The following is a 20,525-nucleotide window of genomic DNA, read 5'->3' on the forward strand; positions in this document are numbered from 1 at the left end:
AACTTTTTTAATTATTGAATAAAATAAAATTAAAGTAATTAAACAAATACTCATTATGTTTCGGAGGTAAAACAAAGTTAATACTGTGTTTAGAATATAGAAGGGTTATTATTCTAATCATAGTGTTATATTCTTTCTCATCTAAAGCAGCATCTTTACGTTCAAGAAGAACAGGAATAGCTTTATTTATGAATCCAGCTACAATATCTGCAATCTGTAATCCAATTCGGGCTTTATCATCTTGAAACTTTAAACTAGATATATTTGTAAAAACAAAATCAGAAAAACCAAACTTTCTTTTATCCATAGTATTATTTACTGCACTATCATGGTAGTACTTTATTATATCATCAAAATAAGATTGATTATCATGAATAAATTCAACCTCTGATAAATTCCGATGAAATAAATGATTTAATCTAGCATGAATATTACAAAAACTACTTATATATGGAAGTATGCCAATTAATTGCCCTTTTTTACTAATATCAGGAAGCGGAAGAAAATATGTATATGCTTCTCTATCTAAATTTTCACATTTTTTAAATTTCTCAAAAATATCCATAGTGTCAGTTATACTTTCAACAATAAATTCTGAGAGCGGATCTCTCACATTTTTTGCTAAAATAAGTAACTCATCAAATAGCTCTTTTAAACCGATTTCGCTTGGATTTCGAGCAATATTAGTAAACTTAATTAAAAATTGAAGTGTTATGTTGTCATAAAGCCATTGAGGTAGGTACTTATGAACAAAGTCCATTTCTTCTTGTTCTAAATCTTTTTGAAAATATGGTGGAAATATAAGACAGTTTACAATATTAGCACATATAATATATTTTTTATCAACAATTTCTATAATAAAATAGCTCTTCTTTTGGATTTCGTTCAACAGTTCAAAAACAAAATCAATATTTTTTCCAAATAAGCTTTTAATCTTTGAAAATTTTAATTCTTTTGCCTGTATTTTGTATTTTAATTTTAAATTTTCTACGAATTCCTCAAGGTGTTTAATGCGTGAATCCTGCAAACTAACACAAGCTAACGTAAAGTATTCTTGATTACTGAAGTTACTATTTTTTTCTGATACAACTAAATCACCAGTATTACCACTTTCATCAATATAAAATTTATTTTTCATACAACTCCTCAGTAACATTATGAGAAAATAAGTTATTTAAATTTAGAAGGACAACAATATTGAATAGATTAAATTTTAAATACAAAAGAAAAAACTTGAGCTACTTAAATAATCACCCCACTTCTGTAACTATTCTCGGCATTCATTATCATAACTATGCAAATCATGAGTTCATTCAATTCTGATTCATATAATACTCGCTTCCCCCTCCTTTTAAAATTAATTTAACTGTTTCCATATTAAGGCTATTTTTGCAAACACAACGGATTGATAAAACTACTGTCAATTTTACCTAAGCCAATGACATATTCATAAGCAGTATTTAACTCTCTTAATACATTAACCACTTAAACGTTTGCATCCAATACAACAGTTGACATAATCAAATCAATAATATCTTGTCTAGTGATATCTGTTGTAACAACATCTTTCTATTCTTTTTCAACATCTGCATGTAACATTCTCCTAATTACACCTTGTCCCTTAGATTTACATACACCTAAAATTAGTTTCCATCACTTGTACAACGATCTTCAATGTCTGCGTTAGTTAGAGATTAATCATTTTTTTAAATGTAAAATTGGTTACTTTCTGTTGCTCTTGTTCTAATTGTACATACTACTTTTTTACTCTTCTTGCTCACTTCTAGGGCAGAAACCTCATTCTCGTTTTTGTTTTAATTCTTAAAGCATCAATCTAGCTTCGGCTAATTGTATTTGAGGAAAATAACCTATTATCATTCCGACTTATTTACCGTCTGTTCGTCTATATCGATAAAAAACGTTTTTTACCTGTTTTTGAGTGTTATACTCTTAATCCTCTATTTTCTTTCATATAACTTAATAAGTTATCCGTGGGGGCTGATCTTTAGTGTAGCCTGATGAAATAATCCTTTTTTCGTCATCTGCCATAAAAATAGCCCTCTGTTAGAAAACAATAATCGGTTATAATAATACAATTATTAATGTAAACAGTTCGATTATATTTTTGGTTACAATAATAATTGCGCATCTCTGCATTTTTATGAGATCTCATGATTCTTAGTGAGACAATCAAAATTAATTAACCAATTGAAATATCAACAATAAAAAGAAATATCGCCATGAATGATAATGAAAACTTAGTTAACCACACACCAATGATGCGACAGTATCTCAAGTTAAAAGCTGAAAACCCCGATATTTTATTGTTTTATCGTATGGGTGATTTTTATGAGATGTTTTATGAAGATGCCAAACGTGCTTCACAACTCTTAGATATTTCGCTTACTAAACGTGGTTCATCAAATGGTCAGCCAATTCCGATGGCTGGGGTACCTTATCATGCAGTTGAAAGTTATTTAGCCAAACTTATCTCGTTAGGCGAATCAGTGGCAATCTGTGAACAAATAGGCGATCCAGCAACCAGCAAAGGGCCTGTGGAGCGTAAGATTGTCCGTATTATCACTCCCGGCACAGTAAGTGATGAATTATTATTAGAAGATCGTAAAGACAACTTACTTGCCTGCATATGGCAACAAAAACAGCACTTTGGCTATGCCACTTTAGACATGAGTTCAGGTCGCTTTTTTGTATTTGAATGTGATAATCCGGAAGCAATGCAAGCTGAATTACAGCGAACTAGCCCAGTTGAGTTACTCTACCCTGAAGACTTTCCATCAATGTGTTTAATCGAAAATCGCCACGGATTAAGACGACGCCCAATTTGGGACTTTGATCTGGAAACCGCCAAACAGCAACTTAATTTACAATTTGGTACCAATGATTTAGTGGGATATGGGGTGGAAGATTGCCACTATGCCTTATGTGCAGCTGGCTGTTTATTGCAATATGTCAAAGATACCCAACGCACAGCCATGCCACATATTCGCTCAATAGTTAAAGAATCTTCAGTTGATTTTGTGGTATTAGATGCCTCCACTCGCAGAAACTTAGAGATCACCGAAAACCTATCTGGTGGAACTGAACATACCGTTGCCGACATTTTAGATAACACCCAAACGGCCATGGGCAGTCGAATGCTTAAACGTTGGTTACACTCGCCAATTCGTAATTTGGCCATTTTAGAAAATCGACAACAAGCCATTAAAGAGTTACAAAATGATGTTACCGACCTACAACCGCTATTAAAGCAAATTGGTGATCTTGAACGAATTTTAGCAAGATTAGCACTACGAAGTGCTCGGCCACGCGATTTTGCTCGGTTACGTGATGCCTATAACCTATTACCACAACTCCAACAACAGTTAGCGCAATTTAACGCACCATCACTCATTGCATTACGCGCCAAAATAAATCAATTCGATCAAATTGCCGATCTCTTAAATCGGGCGATTGTCGAAGCGCCACCGGTTATTATTCGAGATGGAGGTGTTATTGCCACTAATTATCACCCTGAATTAGATGAATTGCGTAACCTAGCTGATGGTGCAACCAACTACTTAGAACAACTTGAAATTCGCGAACGTGAAACCTTAGGAATTGATACTCTAAAAGTAGGCTTTAATGCGGTACATGGTTACTACATCCAAATTAGCCGAGGTCAAAGCCACCTCGCACCAATACACTACACGCGTAGACAAACACTTAAAAATGTCGAACGTTATATCATTCCTGAACTTAAAGAGTATGAAGACAAAGTTTTAACCTCAAAAGGCCGTGCATTAGCGCTTGAAAAGCAGCTTTATGATCAACTGTTCGATCTACTTATGCCTGAATTAGCTGATATGCAAATCAGTGCCGATGCGATTGCCGAACTTGATGTTCTAACTAATCTTGCTGAACGAGCTTTCACGCTCAACTACCATTGTCCAACATTAACTAATCAAACTGGTATTGAAATCAAAGACGGTCGACATGTTGTGATCGAACAAGTGCTACAAAAACCATTTATCGCCAACTCACTGTCTCTCTCATCAGATAGACGGATGCTGATTATCACCGGCCCCAATATGGGCGGAAAAAGTACCTACATGCGTCAAGCGGCGCTAATTGTCTTATTGGCTTACATAGGTAGTTTTGTTCCGGCGTCTAAAGCGACAATTGGTCCTGTTGATCGTATCTTTACTCGAATTGGGGCATCCGATGACTTAGCTTCAGGCCGTTCTACCTTTATGGTTGAAATGACTGAAACCGCTAACATTATGCATAACGCTACGCCAAATAGCTTAGTGTTAATGGATGAAATTGGCCGTGGCACCTCAACCTATGATGGACTTTCATTAGCATGGGCATGTGCAGAAAATTTAGCTAACCAAATCAAAGCGATGACGCTATTTGCCACCCACTATTTTGAGTTAACCCAATTACCTGAACAGATGCAAGGTGTCTATAATATCCATTTTGACGCTATTGAACACGACAACAGTGTCGCCTTCATTCATGAAGTCTCCGAAGGTGCCGCCAGCAAAAGTTTTGGTATTGCTGTTGCAGGGCTAGCCGGTGTACCGAAAACTATCTTAAAACGCGCCAAACAAAAGCTAAAAGAGCTAGAAGTCATCTCTAAACAATCGGCTAACAGTCATGTTGAAAGCTCACAGCTTACTTTAATCACTGATAGTGAACCATCAGAAGTCGAACTCGCCCTACAGCAGATCGATCCTGATGCTCTAACACCAAAACAGGCGTTAGAGGCCATCTATCAATTAAAAAAATTATTTAAAAAAAAAAAAAACCGCCATTAATTTAATAATGGCGGTTTGGATATTGAATTTAGCCTCTAACTTATTTCCAAAATTTCTTCTTAGAAGTTTTACCGATACCCGGATTGAAACTATTGGTTGGATCTAACTCATGATAGAATTTTTGCAAATCGGAATTGGCATGATACAAGTGACCAACATTATGTTCAGCAGGGTATTGAGCGCCACGCTGATCGAGTATCACCAACATTTCTTCTTCAACTTTCGCACAGTCAGTACCCTTTTTAGCCAAATAGTCTTGATGAAACACCGAACAGAAAAAGTGGCCATAATACAGCTTATGAATAAAATGCTGACTAATATTTTCAGGTAACGTTTCAAACCACTGCTTATCATTACGACGCAAAGCAATATCTAGCGCTACTAAATCCTCGACAGTCTTAGTATGAACATTACGATAAACAGTCGCAGCACCAGCTACGGCAAAACGGTGTAACATTGCTGCTTCAGCTTCTTTATCATTACAACGGAAATAGCTACCGTTACGCTTATCTGTTGAACTATTAGCAAAATACTCTTTTAAAAACGCCTCAGCTTCGGCTATGCCGTCATCAGACATTTTTAAAATTAAATGATGGGCATAACGATCACGATAATCTCGTAGCGATTTTGGCAAATGGTTTGGCCACAATTTACAAACTGTCACCGCAAATTTATCAGAAAAACTTCCTGAAAAGAAAGGAATTTTACTCATTATTCGATCGACAAAATTCTTTAATGCGTACATCTTTGGTATGGTATCAGTACCCAGTTTTTGAATCGCTAAAAACAGATGTTTACCATACACCGCTGCAATATCAAACGCATCACGATGAATATACTCGCCAGAGATTGGTAGATTTTTAAAATTACCTAAAATATGACGACGAATATCATCAAGCTCACTTGTATCATTGGTTCCAATATAAAATACTGCGGTGTTTTCCTCTAATGGAAAGGTATCTAACCGTACCGCAAACACCATCAACCGACCCGCACTTCCCGATGCCTCATAATGACGAGCAGGATCGGCATTATATCGCGCTGGCGTATCGGCATCGATTTGTCGCACATGGTCACAATAGTGATAATCATGCCCCAAACCAGCGTTAGGATTAACATCTTTATCAGTATAACTGCGTTTTTGTAGGTTCTCTAAAATCGCTTCTGGGGTATCACCTAATTCAATTCCTAAATGGTTAACCAAATGTAGCTCACCTTGCTCATCCAATTGGGCAAACACTGCCATTTGTGTATAAGCAGGACCACGCTGAATTAATGCACCACCGGAATTATTACAAACTCCGCCTAAAACCGAAGCGCCAATACAAGAAGAACCAATCACAGAATGTGGGCCACGATGATATTTTTTTAACTCTTTTTCCAAATGGAATAGTGTGCTCCCCGGCAAACAGACCACCTGATCACCATTTTCAATCACTTGAATACCATCTAATCGACGAGTACTAACAATCACTATCGGCCGATCATAATCATTTCCATCAGGTGTTGAGCCACCAGTTAATCCTGTATTAGCCGATTGTGTAATCACAATCACATCTGCCTCAACACAAGCTTTTAAAACTTGCCACTGTTCTAACAACGTGCCGGGAATCACAACGGCTAATGCATCCCCTACCCCAAAACGTGCTCCTTGACGATAAGGTAAAGTACGACTTGGATCAGTTAAGGTATATTTATCACCGACAATATTTTTTAACTTCGCTACAAGATCTGATGTATTATTTACAGCCATTTTATGTTTCCTTATTTGGGTTATGATCACGCCAAAATTCACTCAATTTTTGTCCATACTATAACCAATGCAATCTATTGAAAAGAGCACATCACACTTTAGAGCGCAAAACATCAAAACTGACACAAAAAGCTAAAAAGAATCAAAATAAAAGATAATTGTTAGTAGGTTAGAAATGTTAAAACTAAGGATTCAGGTTTTGTCGAAAACACAGTCGTATATGCATAGTATTAATTTTTTTTGAAAATCTCGTTCCTCAACTTTTTTTTCTAAAAAATTCTTTTAATCGATATAAATATTTCCCAAAAAAGTCAAGTAAACGGCGTTTATAACTATTTTTTCTGAGTTTTTTAAATTCTTGGACGGATTTTATTAATGGTACTTCGGTTTTGAATATTTTTTTCGGCTTCTTTGGTTTTCTCTCTATTTTATTTTGTATTCGCTTTTCAATAACTTCAACAATACCAATCATAATAACAAACAATACGACTAAAAATTCACAAATTGCTGCGTTAAAGATTCGATCACTGGGTCCCCTGAGAAGATAAATTCTTGTAGGTATTGACGAGGTTCTAGCACTGATGGCAGCATAAACATCGGTGATATTTAACAAAAAAAAGAGTGAATAATAAAAAAAAACTTTAATTTTAACATTCCTTTGCCATTACATTGTTACTTGTTCTTTATAAATAAGAGTGAGAGATAATATAAAATCTATTATTAAATTCATGGATAAAAAAACTATATTTTACCCAATTCCGGTATTATATCAAACATCGAAAAAAAGTTTTATTTAATGAATTATTAATAAACGTAGAGTTTACACAATATTATTAGCCATTGATCCATTTGATTATCATGAATAAGATTAAAACCTTTTATCAAACCTCCACCACATTAACCAATAACCATAAATGTTTCAAAAGGTTAGTAAACCCCATTATAATTTATTTGGTTATTTTGCTAATTTTCGGTTATTCAGCTTCAATCTCGAGTTTATAATCTTTGGCGACAATATCAAAAACATAATCATATGTTTGTAATACATAATGTTTATGATCTTTTTTTATCTTAGAAGTTGTCCATCGGTTGGTTAATTCTTGAATTAAACAAGAATTGTCAACAAAATCAAAAGATGAATCCATCTTATTTTCATTTACATAAAGATCTAATTCACAACATTGATAATATATGACATTCGAAAAAGAAAATGTATATGGGATAAAATCTTTCCCCGAAGTTATTTCAGTTAATGTGGAACTGAATTCACCTTTAAAAATACAATTATATTCTGAATCAAATATCTGCTTGAATTCATCTAAATAGATCGCATTTCTTCCGCTTATAATGCCAACCGCTTCAGTTTTAATCGCATGATATTTCATATTGGTTAATCTTTTTAGTTAATCTTTTTAGTTAATCTTTTTAGTTAATCTTTTTAGTTAATATTTCTAGGGATTAATTTGTTTATAAATTATTATTTCATGCTTTAATCAAAAACAATACTCTTTTTAGTTAACTTGGTACACAAACTATATTTGCTCATTAAATTTAGGGGCGATTATTTTTTTGAAATTAGAAAAAATAACTATGATTGTATTTACTATAAAAACGTATATTTAACACAGCAAATCATTTTCTCTATATTCCTAATAAAGTTGAATAAAAAGACGAATTAATTTTTTTAAATAACTAATTTTATAGATAAATAATGATTGTATTATTTATCTAAACTATTTTTATTATCACTAGTAATAGTGATGTTTACCAAAGTAAAAACCTAATCCAACTTGGGATGTTGATCGACAAGTTCCTGTCGTTTAGTTTGTAGTTCTTCGATCTGCTCATCGATATCTTCCACTTCATCTTCAATTGAATCAAAATGTTCAGATAGGAGTGATTCAGCTTCGTTGCGATTGGCGGCAGTTGGCGTGGTACCATGTAACGGTTTTTTAGCGGTTTCGTGCATGGCAAAACCGGTAACAACACCAATAAATCCCACCAACATCAAATAATAGGCTGGCATATATAAGTTACCGGTTGATTCAACAAGCCATGCTACTAAAGTTGGCGTTACCCCAGCAACAATAATCGCAAGATTGAAAATGCTGGCAATGGCGCTATAGCGGATATTGGTAGGAAACATGGCGGGCAATATTGAGGTAATAATCCCGGTAAAACAGTTAATAAACAGTGCTAAGATAAATACCCCTAAAAAAACCAAGGGAATATGCTGACTGTTAATTAACATAAACGCCGGATAAGATAATAGCAATAGACCGATACTACCAATTAATATAAATGGTTTACGTCCTACTTTGTCACTTAATAGCCCAATTATAGGTTGAATAATTAACATTCCGACCATTATCGCGATAATTATGAGTAAACCATGCTCAGTGTCATAATTTAAGTTATGCGCTAAATAGCTTGGCATATAAGTTAATAACAAATAGAACGATACGTTTGTCACAATAACTAATCCTGCGCAAACCAATATATGTCGCCAATATTTGCTGATAATATTTTTTAGCGCTGATTTGGTTTCAGCTATTTCTTCTGATTCTCTAGCTTCGAGGTGTTGTTGGAAAGTTGGTGTCTCTTCGGAAATATGATGTAAGATAAAACTAATTATACCTAATGGTAAGGCAATTAAAAATGGGATACGCCAACCCCAACTATATAGCGCCGATTGACTAAGTAGCATGGATAAGAACACCACTAACCCTGCGCCAATAATAAACCCGACCATTGAACCAAAATCAAGCCAACCACCAATAAAACCGCGTTTACGATCGGGTGAATATTCCGCCACCACCGTTGCGGAACCTGAGTATTCACCACCAATTGAAAACCCTTGTGCTAATTTAACCATTAACAGTAATACCGGTGAGGTAATGCCAATTGTTTCATAAGTTGGTATCAGTCCAATACAAAATGTACTTAATGACATGATTACTAACGTGATAGATAGTACTTTTTGCCGACCGATATTATCACCAATTAAACCAAAAATTATCCCTCCTAATGGACGAATAAAAAAGGGAATAGAAAAGGTCGATAACGCTGCAATAATCTGCACACTAGGCGATACATGAGGAAAAAACACCTGACCGATAATATACGCCAAAAAGCTATATACACCAAAGTCATACCACTCAATAGCATTACTGAAAGCCGATGCCCAAGTGGCTTTTTTTAATTGGTTATCATTAACAATGGGAATGTCATTAATGTCTAGAGGTTTATGATTCGATTTTGCCATGAAATACCGCCTTTTAAATTTATTAATATCAAGATTTAAATCCAAATAATTAATTTCAACCGGCTGCCATGCCAAAGATAAACGATAAGATTAGATAAATTCGAGGTAAAAATCTAAACACACCAATTTTGCTTAATGATTGATGTCAGATAGGAAAGAATTATATACCTAAATTTAGCAAAAATAACTCATTTATCACACCATGCTATTATCTTCATTTTCATCTTGTTGATGGTGACTATTGCTAGTAACCTTATCTATTATCCTTTAGAATGAGATTACCCAAACTGATGAGGTATTCCCTATGCGATGGAGAGACCAAAGAGAGAGTGATAACATTGAAGATCGCCGCTCACACTCAGCAAGTGATATTGGGACACGAATCCCAATTGGTGGTAAAGGTAAAATTATTTTATTTCTTATCGTGTTAGTAGCCGGTTACTACGGCGTTGACTTGACGGGCTTACTAGACAGCAGTGTGATTAATTTAGGCGATAACACATCAACGAGCCAAGTTGATGACGCTCCACTTAACGACAGTGACGCTGCTAAATTTACTTCAGTGATTTTAGCTAGCACCGAAGATTTTTGGCAAGAACAATTCCAACAATTAGGCAAAACGTATATTCCTCCTAAACTGGTGCTGTATAGCGGTGCAACCCGGACGCTATGTGGTACTGGCCAAGCTATGATGGGTCCATTTTATTGTAATTTAGATAAAACCGTTTACCTCGATTTATCATTTTACCAAGAGATGAAAAGACGCCTTGGTGGTGGCGGTGACTTTGCCCAAGGCTATGTGATTGCTCACGAAGTTGGACATCACGTACAAAATTTACTTGGCACTTTTGATAAAATCCAGCAATTAGGGCAAAATCAAACGAATCAGCTATCGATTAAACTTGAATTGCAAGCCGATTGTTATGCCGGTTTATGGGGCAATGCTATGCAAAAACAGCATATTTTAGAAGTGGGCGATATCGAACAAGCCCTCAATACCGTGCAAGCGATTGGCGATGATCGTCTACAACAACAAAATAATGGTTATGTTGTTCCTGATAGTTTTACTCATGGCACCTCAAAACAACGTTATACATGGTTTAAACGTGGCTTTGATAGTGGGTCGATAAATCAGTGCAATACATTTATTCAATAAGGAAATTTAAGTAAAGGAACCAATATGTCAAAAAAATTAGTAAACCGAGTTCTATTAGTCAATGATGATGGCATTGATGCCACCGGGATCCGAATTTTGAAGAGTATCGCGGAAAATATCGCTAACGAAGTGTGGGTGGTTGCGCCGGTGGTCGATCAGAGCGGTGTTTCTTGTTCGGTGAGTCTAAAATCGCCATTTCGGGTACAAAAGCGTAGCCAAACGGAATATGCGGTCTATGGCACACCTGCCGACTGTTCGCTATTTGCTATAAAATCTGTCATGGCCAACCAATTACCTGATTTGGTGCTATCAGGAATTAATAATGGTTCCAATTTAGGATTTGAAACAGTATTATCGGGTACGGTAGGGGCAGCAATGATGGCGATGACGCTAGGCGTACCGGCAATGGCTTTAAGTCAAGTTAGTAGTGAAGATAACATACCAACCGATTGGCACTGTTCAACTCATCTTGCTGAATCCATAATTAGACAACTTTATGCGCTATCGACCCCAGATAATATCTGTTTTAATATCAACTTCCCTAATTGCCAAGCTGAGCAAATAAAAGGCGTTAAAATCACCAAACAAGGCAGTCCGGATGTTAGCCAATTTGTAATTGCTGAAACTCAAGATCCGGAAGGTCATGACTATTTTTGGTTTAGAGCCAAACGCAACCAAGGTGTGATTGATGTCGAAAAAGAACTCGATGCTGCCAATGATGGATATATTGCTATCACCCCGTTAAATTATGAACGTACCGATTATGCGTTTTATCATCAGATAAAAGCCACATTTAACGTTTAAATTTTGTTTGATGGCAACCGTCTTCCTACTTGTTAAATCAAATAAGGAAGACGTTAATTTGCATAAGATAAAATGAGATGAATTGACAACTATTTTTTTACTAATGCACAAAATAGTAAAGAAATCGTCACCATTACTAAGCCAATCCAATAAACCACTTCATGACCGTAAGCTTGAGAGGCAAAACCTTGAATAATACCAGCCAAAATCACGCTACAAATAATGCCGTTATTAAATAAAGTTGAGGCAATACCCATGCGGGTTGGTAATAAGTCTTGGAAATAGATAATACCAATATTGGCAACAATCCCAATAAACAATCCATTAAAGATTTGTAATATATACAACATGGTTGCATCTTTAAATAAAATCATCCCGACATAAAACAAAATTCCGCAAATGATAGCAATAAAAAATAGATTGCGTTTGCCTAATACTGGTACCAAATAACCAGCAATAATCATAATAGGAATTTCAATTCCTGCCGCTAATCCCATCAAACTACCCGGTAATGAATTAGACAGGTGTAATACCGCTTCCACATAAATCGGCATATCGATGATATACATCATATTTGCAGTCCACATAAAAATAGTGGAGATTAACAAACACATCACATTGCGATTGGTGAAAATCGATTGGTTCGCCGTAGCTAACTCAGTTGCCGTAAACGAACTGATTGCTCTTTTTTCAACTGGCGGCAAGAAGATAGTGACGACAATCATCGAGATAATAAACATCGACATGGCACACAAATACATCGCAGTAAAACCGTAATTGATTGCCAACGCAAAAGATAATGGTGGACCTATCACCCATGCTAATGATAATTGCGCACGAATCAGGGAATTAAAGGCAACTGCATTACGACCGCTCTTTTCGGCATACTCACGCGCCATCGCAAATACCTGCGGCATTGCCGCAGACGCTAATGCGGCAAAAAATACACCTAAGGTAATTAACACATAATAGTTACGTGAATAAGCAAAAATCAGACTATTTGCCAGCCCCATCAAACAACAAAAAATTACAATTTTACGGCGGTCACCCCTGTTATCTGAATACTTGGCTAACAAATAACTACCAATAATACTGGCTAGCGCATTAACCGAATAAAACGCGCCGACTAAACGAGGATCAGCCCCAACTTCAAACGATAAGAAGCGACTTAAGGTAGGTGATTGTAAAGCACCCGCTACTCCAATAATAAACGTCGTCACTAAAAAAGCACCAAAAACAACGCCAGATTTTCGAATGAATGAAGAAGTCATAAACGCAGATTAACCATTAAATTAAGTGTCGTAATTATACCCTTAAAATTAATGGGAATATAGGCGTTCGTCAGCTAATTGGGCGACTTTTCAACTTATCGACAATATAGATGATCGATATATAATGTACCATTGAGTAGTGTTTATTACCTAGGCTTTAAACACTTTAAAGGCTTTATAAAATTAGCGAAATAATCACCTAGTATGCCTTTAAACTTGATTAATCTGAAATCTACATTATTATATTTTTAACATTATGTTATTTAATTGATGATATTGTTTCAAAAAATAGTTAACTTGCATAAACAAAGGATTAGATAGTTGCCTAGCTAATAAAAAGGCTAATTGTCAGAACGTTCAATAAATCAGACAAAAATAAAAGATCCTTTATGATATTTTTAAGGTAATAAAATAATGAAAAAAATATTAATTTTTGCCGTAACTTGTTTAGCTTTATTTTCGTGTAATATTCAAAAAAGCGAAGGACAAGAAAAAAAGTTAATAGTACTTTCGAATAACTATAACTTAATATGGAGGTCAGAGTATGCCCCTAACAGTATCGCAATTAAGAAACAAAAAATAATCCGTAATAATGAAGGAAGTAATAACGAATCAACTTTAACCATCGAAGCTAATTCAGATGGATTTATTACAGCAGTATATGGTGACGAATATAAATTCTTAGAAGTTGATTATATCAATGCTATTTTCAAATCTTACGATGATGAAGATCAGGCTCAAATTTATCAATTAAAATTAGATGAAAATAACAATATTATTGAGACGTTTAATGATCGAAATGAACAAGCGAGTTACGCAAAATTCGATGACAGAGGCAGAGTGACAAATATATTTAACGTTGAAGGTGATGGTGATGATGGTGATGATGGTGATGATGAATTAAACTTGACCCATACTAAAGAATTAAGCTATTTTGATAATAATAAACTAGCATTTTTTTCAAACAAATTTATCTACATTTCTGAGGAACATTCCCAAGAAGATTTATTCAAAAGCTATTTTTTTTATAACGACCAAAATCAGTTAATCAAATCTATAGCTAAATACTCTCTGCGGTATAGTAATGAAAAAACCGATGATAACAGCCCACTTGAAAGACTTAAAGAAGTTTGTTTTTATTCAAATCATAACCAACATGGCGATTGGACTCAATCTTACTGTGTAAATGAGGACAATAAAAGAATATCGAGTTCTAGTCGAAGTTTAGAATATTAATCTATTACCTAATAGATTATAGAGATAACTGTTTTAAACAGCCTAAAATATCCTCTTTTTATCAACTTTGATAATTTGGATTATCTATACTAATCATACGACAAAATTAGCGATTACTGTTTATTTAATGTCATCGCCATTAAATAAGCTAATAATTAAAAAGATAAAAAGTTATATGGACAACCATCTTCATTAACAAGGTTCATCTGTTCATTAACAAGTCTCATATTAGTAGTATTCGGAACTTTATCAAATTTTTCCTTTAAATAACGATATAATACCCCGATTTTCTTTCTCTCTAAGATTGGCCATCATTCCCTGCCAATTAATAACCTCATTATGATATCCCATATTAAATTCTTCTGGCGAAAAATATTCACCTTCACCTTTAAAAAGGCACTAATTTCATTGTTCTTCAATGCACGTTCAAATTTACCCATTATTTTAGCTTTATCTAGTTTCCAAATTGTTTTAACAATATTGGTTAATTACTGTTTTCATGGCACTCAATAACGCTATCTATTCGCCTAGAGATATATCATTTTTTAAAAAAATCTGAAATAGCATTAAAATCATCATCTATTTTTTGCTTTAATTGATCAAGTGCTTCGTTGAGGGGTTTTCTCTCTTCAAAGTTCTCTCGCCAAATATGAAACTCGGCAAAGCCATAATATCTCCTTTGGATTGAGTAATAATTATCTCTTGCAGATTCAATAAAATAATCAGCTGAACTTGTATCTTCAATTGCTGATGATATATCTGCAATTGTACGATTAATTGCAGATAACCAAGTGTTATCCTGTTCAGCAATTAAAATATTTCGAAGTTTAATAAAATCATCTAATAATGTATTTAATAATTGAGATAATATTCTATTGTCCTTAAGGTATTGGTATTCGAAACAATCTTGAGCGTTAAATGGACGCGTTAAATCTAATGCCATCACAGAATCTATATATTCTTGTGGTGGTTTATAATAATGGTCCCTTATATAATGGAGGATTAGATCTGGTGACGCATAATATTGATTAGTCACTTGTGATGGAATTAATAATTCGCAATATCCTAAAGGTATTCTCGCAGGCAAATTTCTCTTCTTATTGATATAAGGTTGTAAAATAGATTCTTTACATAAATTACAAGGAGTATTACATCTTATCCTATTAAATGTATAATCATAAATATCATCGTTGCTTATAATTTCTGTGAGTTTTTCAATGAATTCTGGTTCGGTATCGCCCATTTCATAAGAATGTTCAGAAGAAAGCCAACCAATATTGACAATCATTTTTAACGGTTTGTTCCAATTGTAACTATAGTGTGTATGATCTTTAAAATACATATTTTTCACCTTAAATATTTCCATGATGTTTCTACCGTTTTTATAATCTAACTTCTAGATATATTAATAACAACTATTACTGATAGGTTTTAAATTCATCAATAGATCTTGAACCCTATACCGCCCAATAAATGGGGCGGAGTAACAATTTCGGTTGTAGTGTAGACATGTCTCTTCCTGGTAGTATTGTCCCTAAAAACGCAGTGGGTTATCAGGGATAGCATGATTACCAACTTCATGGTAGATTTCATCAATAATTCGCCCATAGGCATTATACTGGCATTCATATAATGTTTAACTAAATCCATCCGTTAACCCTATTGCGTGCCGAGTTGGTCGTTTGGCTATCAGTAAAATTGGGGGAGTACCTTGCTGGGCATTGTTAGTTTCGGCAATCAGTTTATGACCTTGCCAGATAAATCCGTGGTTTTGCCATTAATCGTTTTACTGGTACGGCGGTTAAGCAACCTATTTACTCACATCAACATGACCTATAAAACAGCCCTTTAACGATTAGCTGGCTTTTATTAGTCAAAATGGGGCTCGCATGTAAAGATACTTCAGGAATATCTTAAGTTTTTATATTTACATTCGAATATTTTCGGCTGTTAATAACTTATGATCCAAGGAATATCATTAAGCAAATATAAGAATTTATATTATAAACTTTCTAACGCTTTAGTATCGTCAAGAATGCGTTGCGTTATTTTTTCTTTTAATACATATGGAGGAAGCTCACCATTATATTTATAACTATCATCAACTGTAAACAAAGAAGTATCTATTCTTACTAATACCTCTTTGCAGTATTTTTTTATTGATTCATCTGTTATTCCTTTATCTTTTATGAAATTAATTATTATCTCTATCATCACTAATTTAGAAAAATCATCCAATTCTTTGTGTTTATAAAAAAAATCGAATGCAAATTTTATGTCATTCATTGAAAAGTATTGGATATTACATCTAATTAATTCTAAATATTTAAAAAAATTGTTAGTTATTTCCTTGTTATTTGATGGTGCTAATAATTCTTTTTATTTCTTAATAATAACTCTTTATACCACAGTGATAATAAATTATTAGGGATATTATATTTTTGGAATGTTTTATATAAATTATCACGCTCCATATGGAAAACATTTCCTTGATATTTTATAAATAATTCTTTAGCTTGATCATAAGTATTATCTTCCATAAAATTAATTTCCCATGTTTTTAATTGCTCGCCAATATGCCCTTCTTTTACAACATCATGATTAAACTTTAATAAATATTTTACTTCTTCTAAGTAATAACCTTCGGCCATATAAAGATTATGAGACAATAATATAGTTTTATCTAACGCTATTTGTAGTTTTAGAAAAACTTTGTTTATTTTCCATATATTACTGAGTCATAAAAATGACAATTAAGGATTGCCCATCCAGCGTCATTCCACTTAGCTGACCGTTACGGTAATGATATTGCAACCACTGCCTATCGGGGAGTTTGATAGTTTTATGCTGGTTTGCGGGAATAAAACATAAGCGTTACCGTTTGAGTTTGTTAGTAAAATCAAAATATTATATCAAAACCAGTAACGCTCTATTTTTTTAAACTATACTCCGATTAAATCGGAATTTATATACTAAATAATTAACAAGAAAATAGATCATATGGGCAACCTTTTTTAAGAGTAAATTCAAATTGTTTATCTATAGGGTACATTTGTGCTGCACCCGGGACTTTATCAAAGTTATCTCTTAAATAACGATATAGTACCCCAATTTTCTTTTTCTCTTCCGTAGATAATTGGTCGATTAAGTAATCATTTTGAGTCAAAAAAAAGGGATTATTACTTCGAAGAATATAAAAACAAGCAATATTTCTAAATAAACTCCATGCATCTAAAGTTTCTTCCTTAAGTGAACTTAAGTAAAATTTAAAATATTTGACCAACTCTTGATAGGGATGTTCTTTATTTTTAAGATAGGACATCATTCCTGTGAAATTCATAATAAAACTATGGTACCCCATATTAAATTCCTCTGGTGTAAAATAGTCACCTTCACCTTTCAAATAGGCAATAATTTCATTATTATTTACTGCTTGTTCAAAATCACCTTTCATGGGAACTCCTCCTTGGTTTTATACTCCTACTCATAGAGGTAACTTTGCCAGTGCTTGTCGGTTTCGGCAATCAAATTATTGCCTTGCCACGCATTTTTCGGGAAAAAATTTGAACAACGCTTTAGCGTTCGCTCCGAAGGAGCGAGTCTCAGGGATGAGACGAGCATTTGAATTCGGTTATTTTACCATTAACGATTGATTGTTTCTGACTTTAATTAGTCAACATAAGTATTATTAATATCACCTAAAAATGATATTTAAAGAACATGAAGCTGATCAGTTTTTGTAAAGATGGTTCAGGAAATCTCGCTACTTCAATATAAAAACCTAAAATTACAGTTATACTAAGATGTAATAAACTTAAAATATATATGTTTTATTATAATAAACAATCCATAGCTTTATAAAAATTTAACATAAAATCATAAAGATATTGTTATACAATAAAGTTAATATTCTTCTGTAACTAAGGCTAATCCATGAGATACTATTTCTTGCGTTAATTCTTTTTCCGTAAAATTTGGAATATCTCGTATAAAGTCTAAAATCCAAGTGATTTTTTGCTCCTCAAAATATTTTAAAAATGAATACTTATATACATCTTCTAAAGAAAGAGTACACGCATTACCTGCTTTTCCTTTTCCTTCTATGTAAATAATTGGTGCGTTTTTATTACAATTGTCTGCGGTAATACCTATTTTTAACACTCCATCTAGAGCATTAGCTAAATATGGATGTAGATCAATATCAACTAAAATATAATATAACGCTCTCATTCTAATATCCTTGATGCAAAACTCACTCTGTAAGGATAGTGATTTTTTTTTGATTTAATCAACATATAATTTGCATGTAGTTGCTGCGTTTCCCTCTAAACCATATTCAGGATAAGCCATAGCAAAAGGTTCAAGTTTACCCTTCATAGTATCACCAGCCCAGTTTGGAATTCTTGCTTTAACGATACCATTTTCAAAAAGTTGTAATGTATCAAATTCGCCTAAGAGCCTCGCGTCAGACCATGACCTACTAATTTGATAAGCTTCTCTTGCAGCTGAGCCAGTATTAAATTTTACAATACCAAAATAATTTACTTTATTTGTCATCTCATCTAAAGTCACTGATACCGCATGACTTACAGTACCATCATCATTCAAATATCGCATATAACGATACCCAGTAGCTGGTAGAGTCGCACTTGATCCATTTGGACCGACATAAAAATCAATTGCAAACTCAGTTCCAGATATCACTACTGAAGACAACCCAAGCGGATCAATCCAGTTAACTGGATTTGGGCTGTATTGATAAAAATTGAGACCACCAATCAGCTTTATCGAGTCTTGATTTATATACCGCCCGACAAAGGGGTCTAAAAATCTAACATAAAATCATAAAGATATTGTTATACAATAAAGTTAATATTCTTGTGTAACTAAGGCTAATCCATGAGATACTATTTCTTGCGTTAATTCTTTTTCCGTAAAATTTGGAGTATCACGTATAAAGTCTAAAATCCAACTGATTTTTTGCTCCTCAAAATATTTTAAAAATGAATACTTATATACATTTTCTAAAGAAAGAACACACGCATTATCTGCTTTTCCTTTTCCTTCAATGTAAATAATTGGCGCGTTTTTTCTACGATTGTCTGCTGTAATAGCTATTTTTAACACTCCATCTGGAGCATTAGCTAAATATGGATGTAGATCAATATCAACTAAAATATAATATAACGCTCTCATTCTAATATCCTTGATACAAAACTCACTCTGCAAGTATAGTGATTTTTTTTAAATTTTATCAACATAAAATTTGCATGTAGTTGCTGCGCTCCCCCTAACCCATATTCAGGATAAGCCATAGCAAAAGGTTCAAGTTTACCTTTCACAGTATCACCAGCCCAGTTTGGAATTCTTGCTTGAACGATACCATTTTCAAAAAGTTGTAATGTATCAAATTCGCCTAAGAGCCTCGCTTCAGACCATAACCTACTAATTTGATAAGCTTCTCTTGCAGCTGAGCCATTACTAAATTTTCTAAAACCAAAGTAACTTACTTTATTTGTCATCGTATCTAAAGTCAGTGATGCTAAATTATTTACAGTACTATCATCATTCAAATATCGCATATAACGATACCCAGTAGTTGGTAGAGTCGCACTTGGTCCATTTGGAACGACATAAAAATCAATTGCAAACTCAGTTCCAGATGTCACTACTGAAGACAACCCAAGCGGTTCAATCCAGTTAACTGGATTTGGGCTGTATTGGTAAAGATTGAGACCATCAATCAGCTTTATCGGATCTTGGGTTATATACCGCCCGACAAAGGGGTCTAAAAATTTAACATAAAATCACAAAGATATTGTTATACAATAAAGTTAATATTCTTGTGTAACTAAGGCTAATCCATGAGATACTATTTCTTGCGTTAATTCTTTTTCCGTAAAATTTGGAATATCTCGTATAAAGTCTAAAATCCAAGTGATTTTTTGCTCCTCAAAATATTTTAAAAATGAATACTTATATACATCTTCTAAAGAAAGAGAACACGCGTTATCTGCTTTTCCTTTTCCTTCAATGTAAATAATTGGCGCGTTTTTTCTACAATTGTCTGCGGTAATAGCTATTTTTAACACTCCATCTGGAGCATTAGCTAAATATGGATGTAGATCAATATCAACTAAAATATAATATAACGATCTCATTCTAATATCCTTGATGCAAAACTCACTCTGTAATGTAAGTATAGTGATTTTTTTTTGAT

Annotated in this window: 19 protein-coding genes and 1 pseudogene; 4 read left to right on the plus strand and 16 right to left on the minus strand. The window is 33.8% G+C overall.

Annotated elements, in window-relative coordinates; translation table 11 throughout:
• Positions 1-7: 7 nt before the first annotated feature.
• Positions 8-1,138 (minus strand): DUF3800 domain-containing protein, encoded by a 1,131-nt coding sequence (locus DKK70_RS11160; protein WP_181415991.1) that lies wholly within the window; start codon positions 1,136-1,138, stop codon positions 8-10.
• Positions 1,139-2,240: 1,102 nt separating this feature from the next.
• Between DKK70_RS11160 and mutS the strand changes: the two genes are divergently transcribed.
• Complete coding sequence (gene mutS / locus DKK70_RS11165) at positions 2,241-4,820, plus strand: DNA mismatch repair protein MutS (protein WP_110434063.1); 2,580 nt, start codon at positions 2,241-2,243, stop codon at positions 4,818-4,820.
• Between the two features lie 40 nt (positions 4,821-4,860).
• Here mutS and dld read toward each other — a convergent pair whose 3' ends face one another.
• The 4 genes from dld to proP all read right to left on the minus strand — a co-directional run bounded on the left by dld (position 4,861) and on the right by proP (position 9,838).
• On the minus strand, positions 4,861-6,573 hold the full coding sequence (gene dld, locus DKK70_RS11170; protein WP_110434064.1) for a D-lactate dehydrogenase: 1,713 nt from the start codon (positions 6,571-6,573) through the stop codon (positions 4,861-4,863).
• A gap of 256 nt (positions 6,574-6,829) precedes the next feature.
• Positions 6,830-7,186: a hypothetical protein gene (locus tag DKK70_RS16835; RefSeq protein ID WP_181415992.1), complete on the minus strand. Its 357-nt coding sequence runs from the start codon at positions 7,184-7,186 to the stop codon at positions 6,830-6,832.
• A gap of 361 nt (positions 7,187-7,547) precedes the next feature.
• A complete protein-coding gene (locus DKK70_RS11180; RefSeq protein WP_110434066.1) occupies positions 7,548-7,958 on the minus strand; it encodes a hypothetical protein in 411 nt (136 codons plus the stop codon).
• Positions 7,959-8,353: 395 nt separating this feature from the next.
• Positions 8,354-9,838, minus strand: coding sequence for a glycine betaine/L-proline transporter ProP (gene proP / locus DKK70_RS11185; RefSeq protein WP_110434067.1), 1,485 nt, complete (start codon positions 9,836-9,838; stop codon positions 8,354-8,356).
• A 304-nt stretch (positions 9,839-10,142) separates the two neighbouring features.
• Here proP and ypfJ point away from each other — a divergent pair, with 304 nt between their 5' ends.
• Both ypfJ and surE read left to right on the plus strand, forming a co-directional pair.
• The gene (gene ypfJ, locus DKK70_RS11190) at positions 10,143-10,994 is read left to right on the plus strand and encodes a KPN_02809 family neutral zinc metallopeptidase (protein WP_110434068.1); all 852 of its coding nucleotides are present in this window, start codon (positions 10,143-10,145) and stop codon (positions 10,992-10,994) included.
• A 24-nt stretch (positions 10,995-11,018) separates the two neighbouring features.
• Positions 11,019-11,798, plus strand: coding sequence for a 5'/3'-nucleotidase SurE (gene surE, locus DKK70_RS11195; protein ID WP_110434069.1), 780 nt, complete (start codon positions 11,019-11,021; stop codon positions 11,796-11,798).
• A gap of 89 nt (positions 11,799-11,887) precedes the next feature.
• Here the strand turns inward: surE and DKK70_RS11200 are convergent, their stop codons facing one another.
• The gene (locus DKK70_RS11200) at positions 11,888-13,069 is read right to left on the minus strand and encodes an MFS transporter (protein ID WP_110434070.1); all 1,182 of its coding nucleotides are present in this window, start codon (positions 13,067-13,069) and stop codon (positions 11,888-11,890) included.
• Between the two features lie 414 nt (positions 13,070-13,483).
• Here DKK70_RS11200 and DKK70_RS11205 point away from each other — a divergent pair, with 414 nt between their 5' ends.
• Positions 13,484-14,305 carry a hypothetical protein gene (locus DKK70_RS11205; protein WP_110434071.1) on the plus strand — a complete coding sequence of 274 codons (822 nt, stop codon included), beginning with the start codon at positions 13,484-13,486 and terminating at the stop codon, positions 14,303-14,305.
• A gap of 538 nt (positions 14,306-14,843) precedes the next feature.
• On the opposite strand, the gene DKK70_RS11210 is transcribed toward DKK70_RS11205, so the two are convergent.
• From DKK70_RS11210 to DKK70_RS11250, 10 genes and pseudogenes are all read right to left on the minus strand, one after another.
• Entirely contained in the window at positions 14,844-15,647 is an 804-nt protein-coding gene (locus tag DKK70_RS11210) for a DUF7919 family protein (protein WP_110434072.1), read from the minus strand.
• Positions 15,648-16,306: 659 nt separating this feature from the next.
• Positions 16,307-16,591, minus strand: a complete 285-nt coding sequence (locus DKK70_RS11215) for a hypothetical protein (protein ID WP_110434073.1) — start codon at positions 16,589-16,591, stop codon at positions 16,307-16,309.
• Between the two features lie 80 nt (positions 16,592-16,671).
• Positions 16,672-16,956 carry a hypothetical protein gene (locus DKK70_RS11220; protein WP_110434074.1) on the minus strand — a complete coding sequence of 95 codons (285 nt, stop codon included), beginning with the start codon at positions 16,954-16,956 and terminating at the stop codon, positions 16,672-16,674.
• Between the two features lie 329 nt (positions 16,957-17,285).
• Positions 17,286-17,759 carry a hypothetical protein gene (locus DKK70_RS11225; RefSeq protein WP_110434075.1) on the minus strand — a complete coding sequence of 158 codons (474 nt, stop codon included), beginning with the start codon at positions 17,757-17,759 and terminating at the stop codon, positions 17,286-17,288.
• 449 nt (positions 17,760-18,208) lie between these two features.
• Positions 18,209-18,535, minus strand: a complete 327-nt coding sequence (locus DKK70_RS11230; protein WP_110434076.1) for a hypothetical protein — start codon at positions 18,533-18,535, stop codon at positions 18,209-18,211.
• 54 nt (positions 18,536-18,589) lie between these two features.
• On the minus strand, positions 18,590-19,021 hold the full coding sequence (locus DKK70_RS11235; protein ID WP_258363939.1) for a hypothetical protein: 432 nt from the start codon (positions 19,019-19,021) through the stop codon (positions 18,590-18,592).
• 9 nt (positions 19,022-19,030) lie between these two features.
• A pseudogene (locus tag DKK70_RS17655) lies at positions 19,031-19,129 on the minus strand (RHS repeat-associated core domain-containing protein); the annotation flags it as partial.
• Positions 19,130-19,174: 45 nt separating this feature from the next.
• On the minus strand, positions 19,175-19,501 hold the full coding sequence (locus tag DKK70_RS11240; RefSeq protein ID WP_110434078.1) for a hypothetical protein: 327 nt from the start codon (positions 19,499-19,501) through the stop codon (positions 19,175-19,177).
• Complete coding sequence (locus DKK70_RS11245) at positions 19,498-19,974, minus strand: hypothetical protein (protein WP_258363940.1); 477 nt, start codon at positions 19,972-19,974, stop codon at positions 19,498-19,500. The genes DKK70_RS11240 and DKK70_RS11245 overlap by 4 nt, the downstream gene beginning before the upstream one ends.
• 165 nt (positions 19,975-20,139) lie before the next feature.
• The gene (locus tag DKK70_RS11250; protein WP_110434080.1) at positions 20,140-20,466 is read right to left on the minus strand and encodes a hypothetical protein; all 327 of its coding nucleotides are present in this window, start codon (positions 20,464-20,466) and stop codon (positions 20,140-20,142) included.
• Positions 20,467-20,525: the final 59 nt, after the last annotated feature.

Source organism: Gilliamella apicola, from assembly GCF_003202655.1.
Taxonomy (GTDB): domain Bacteria; phylum Pseudomonadota; class Gammaproteobacteria; order Enterobacterales; family Orbaceae; genus Gilliamella; species Gilliamella apicola_R.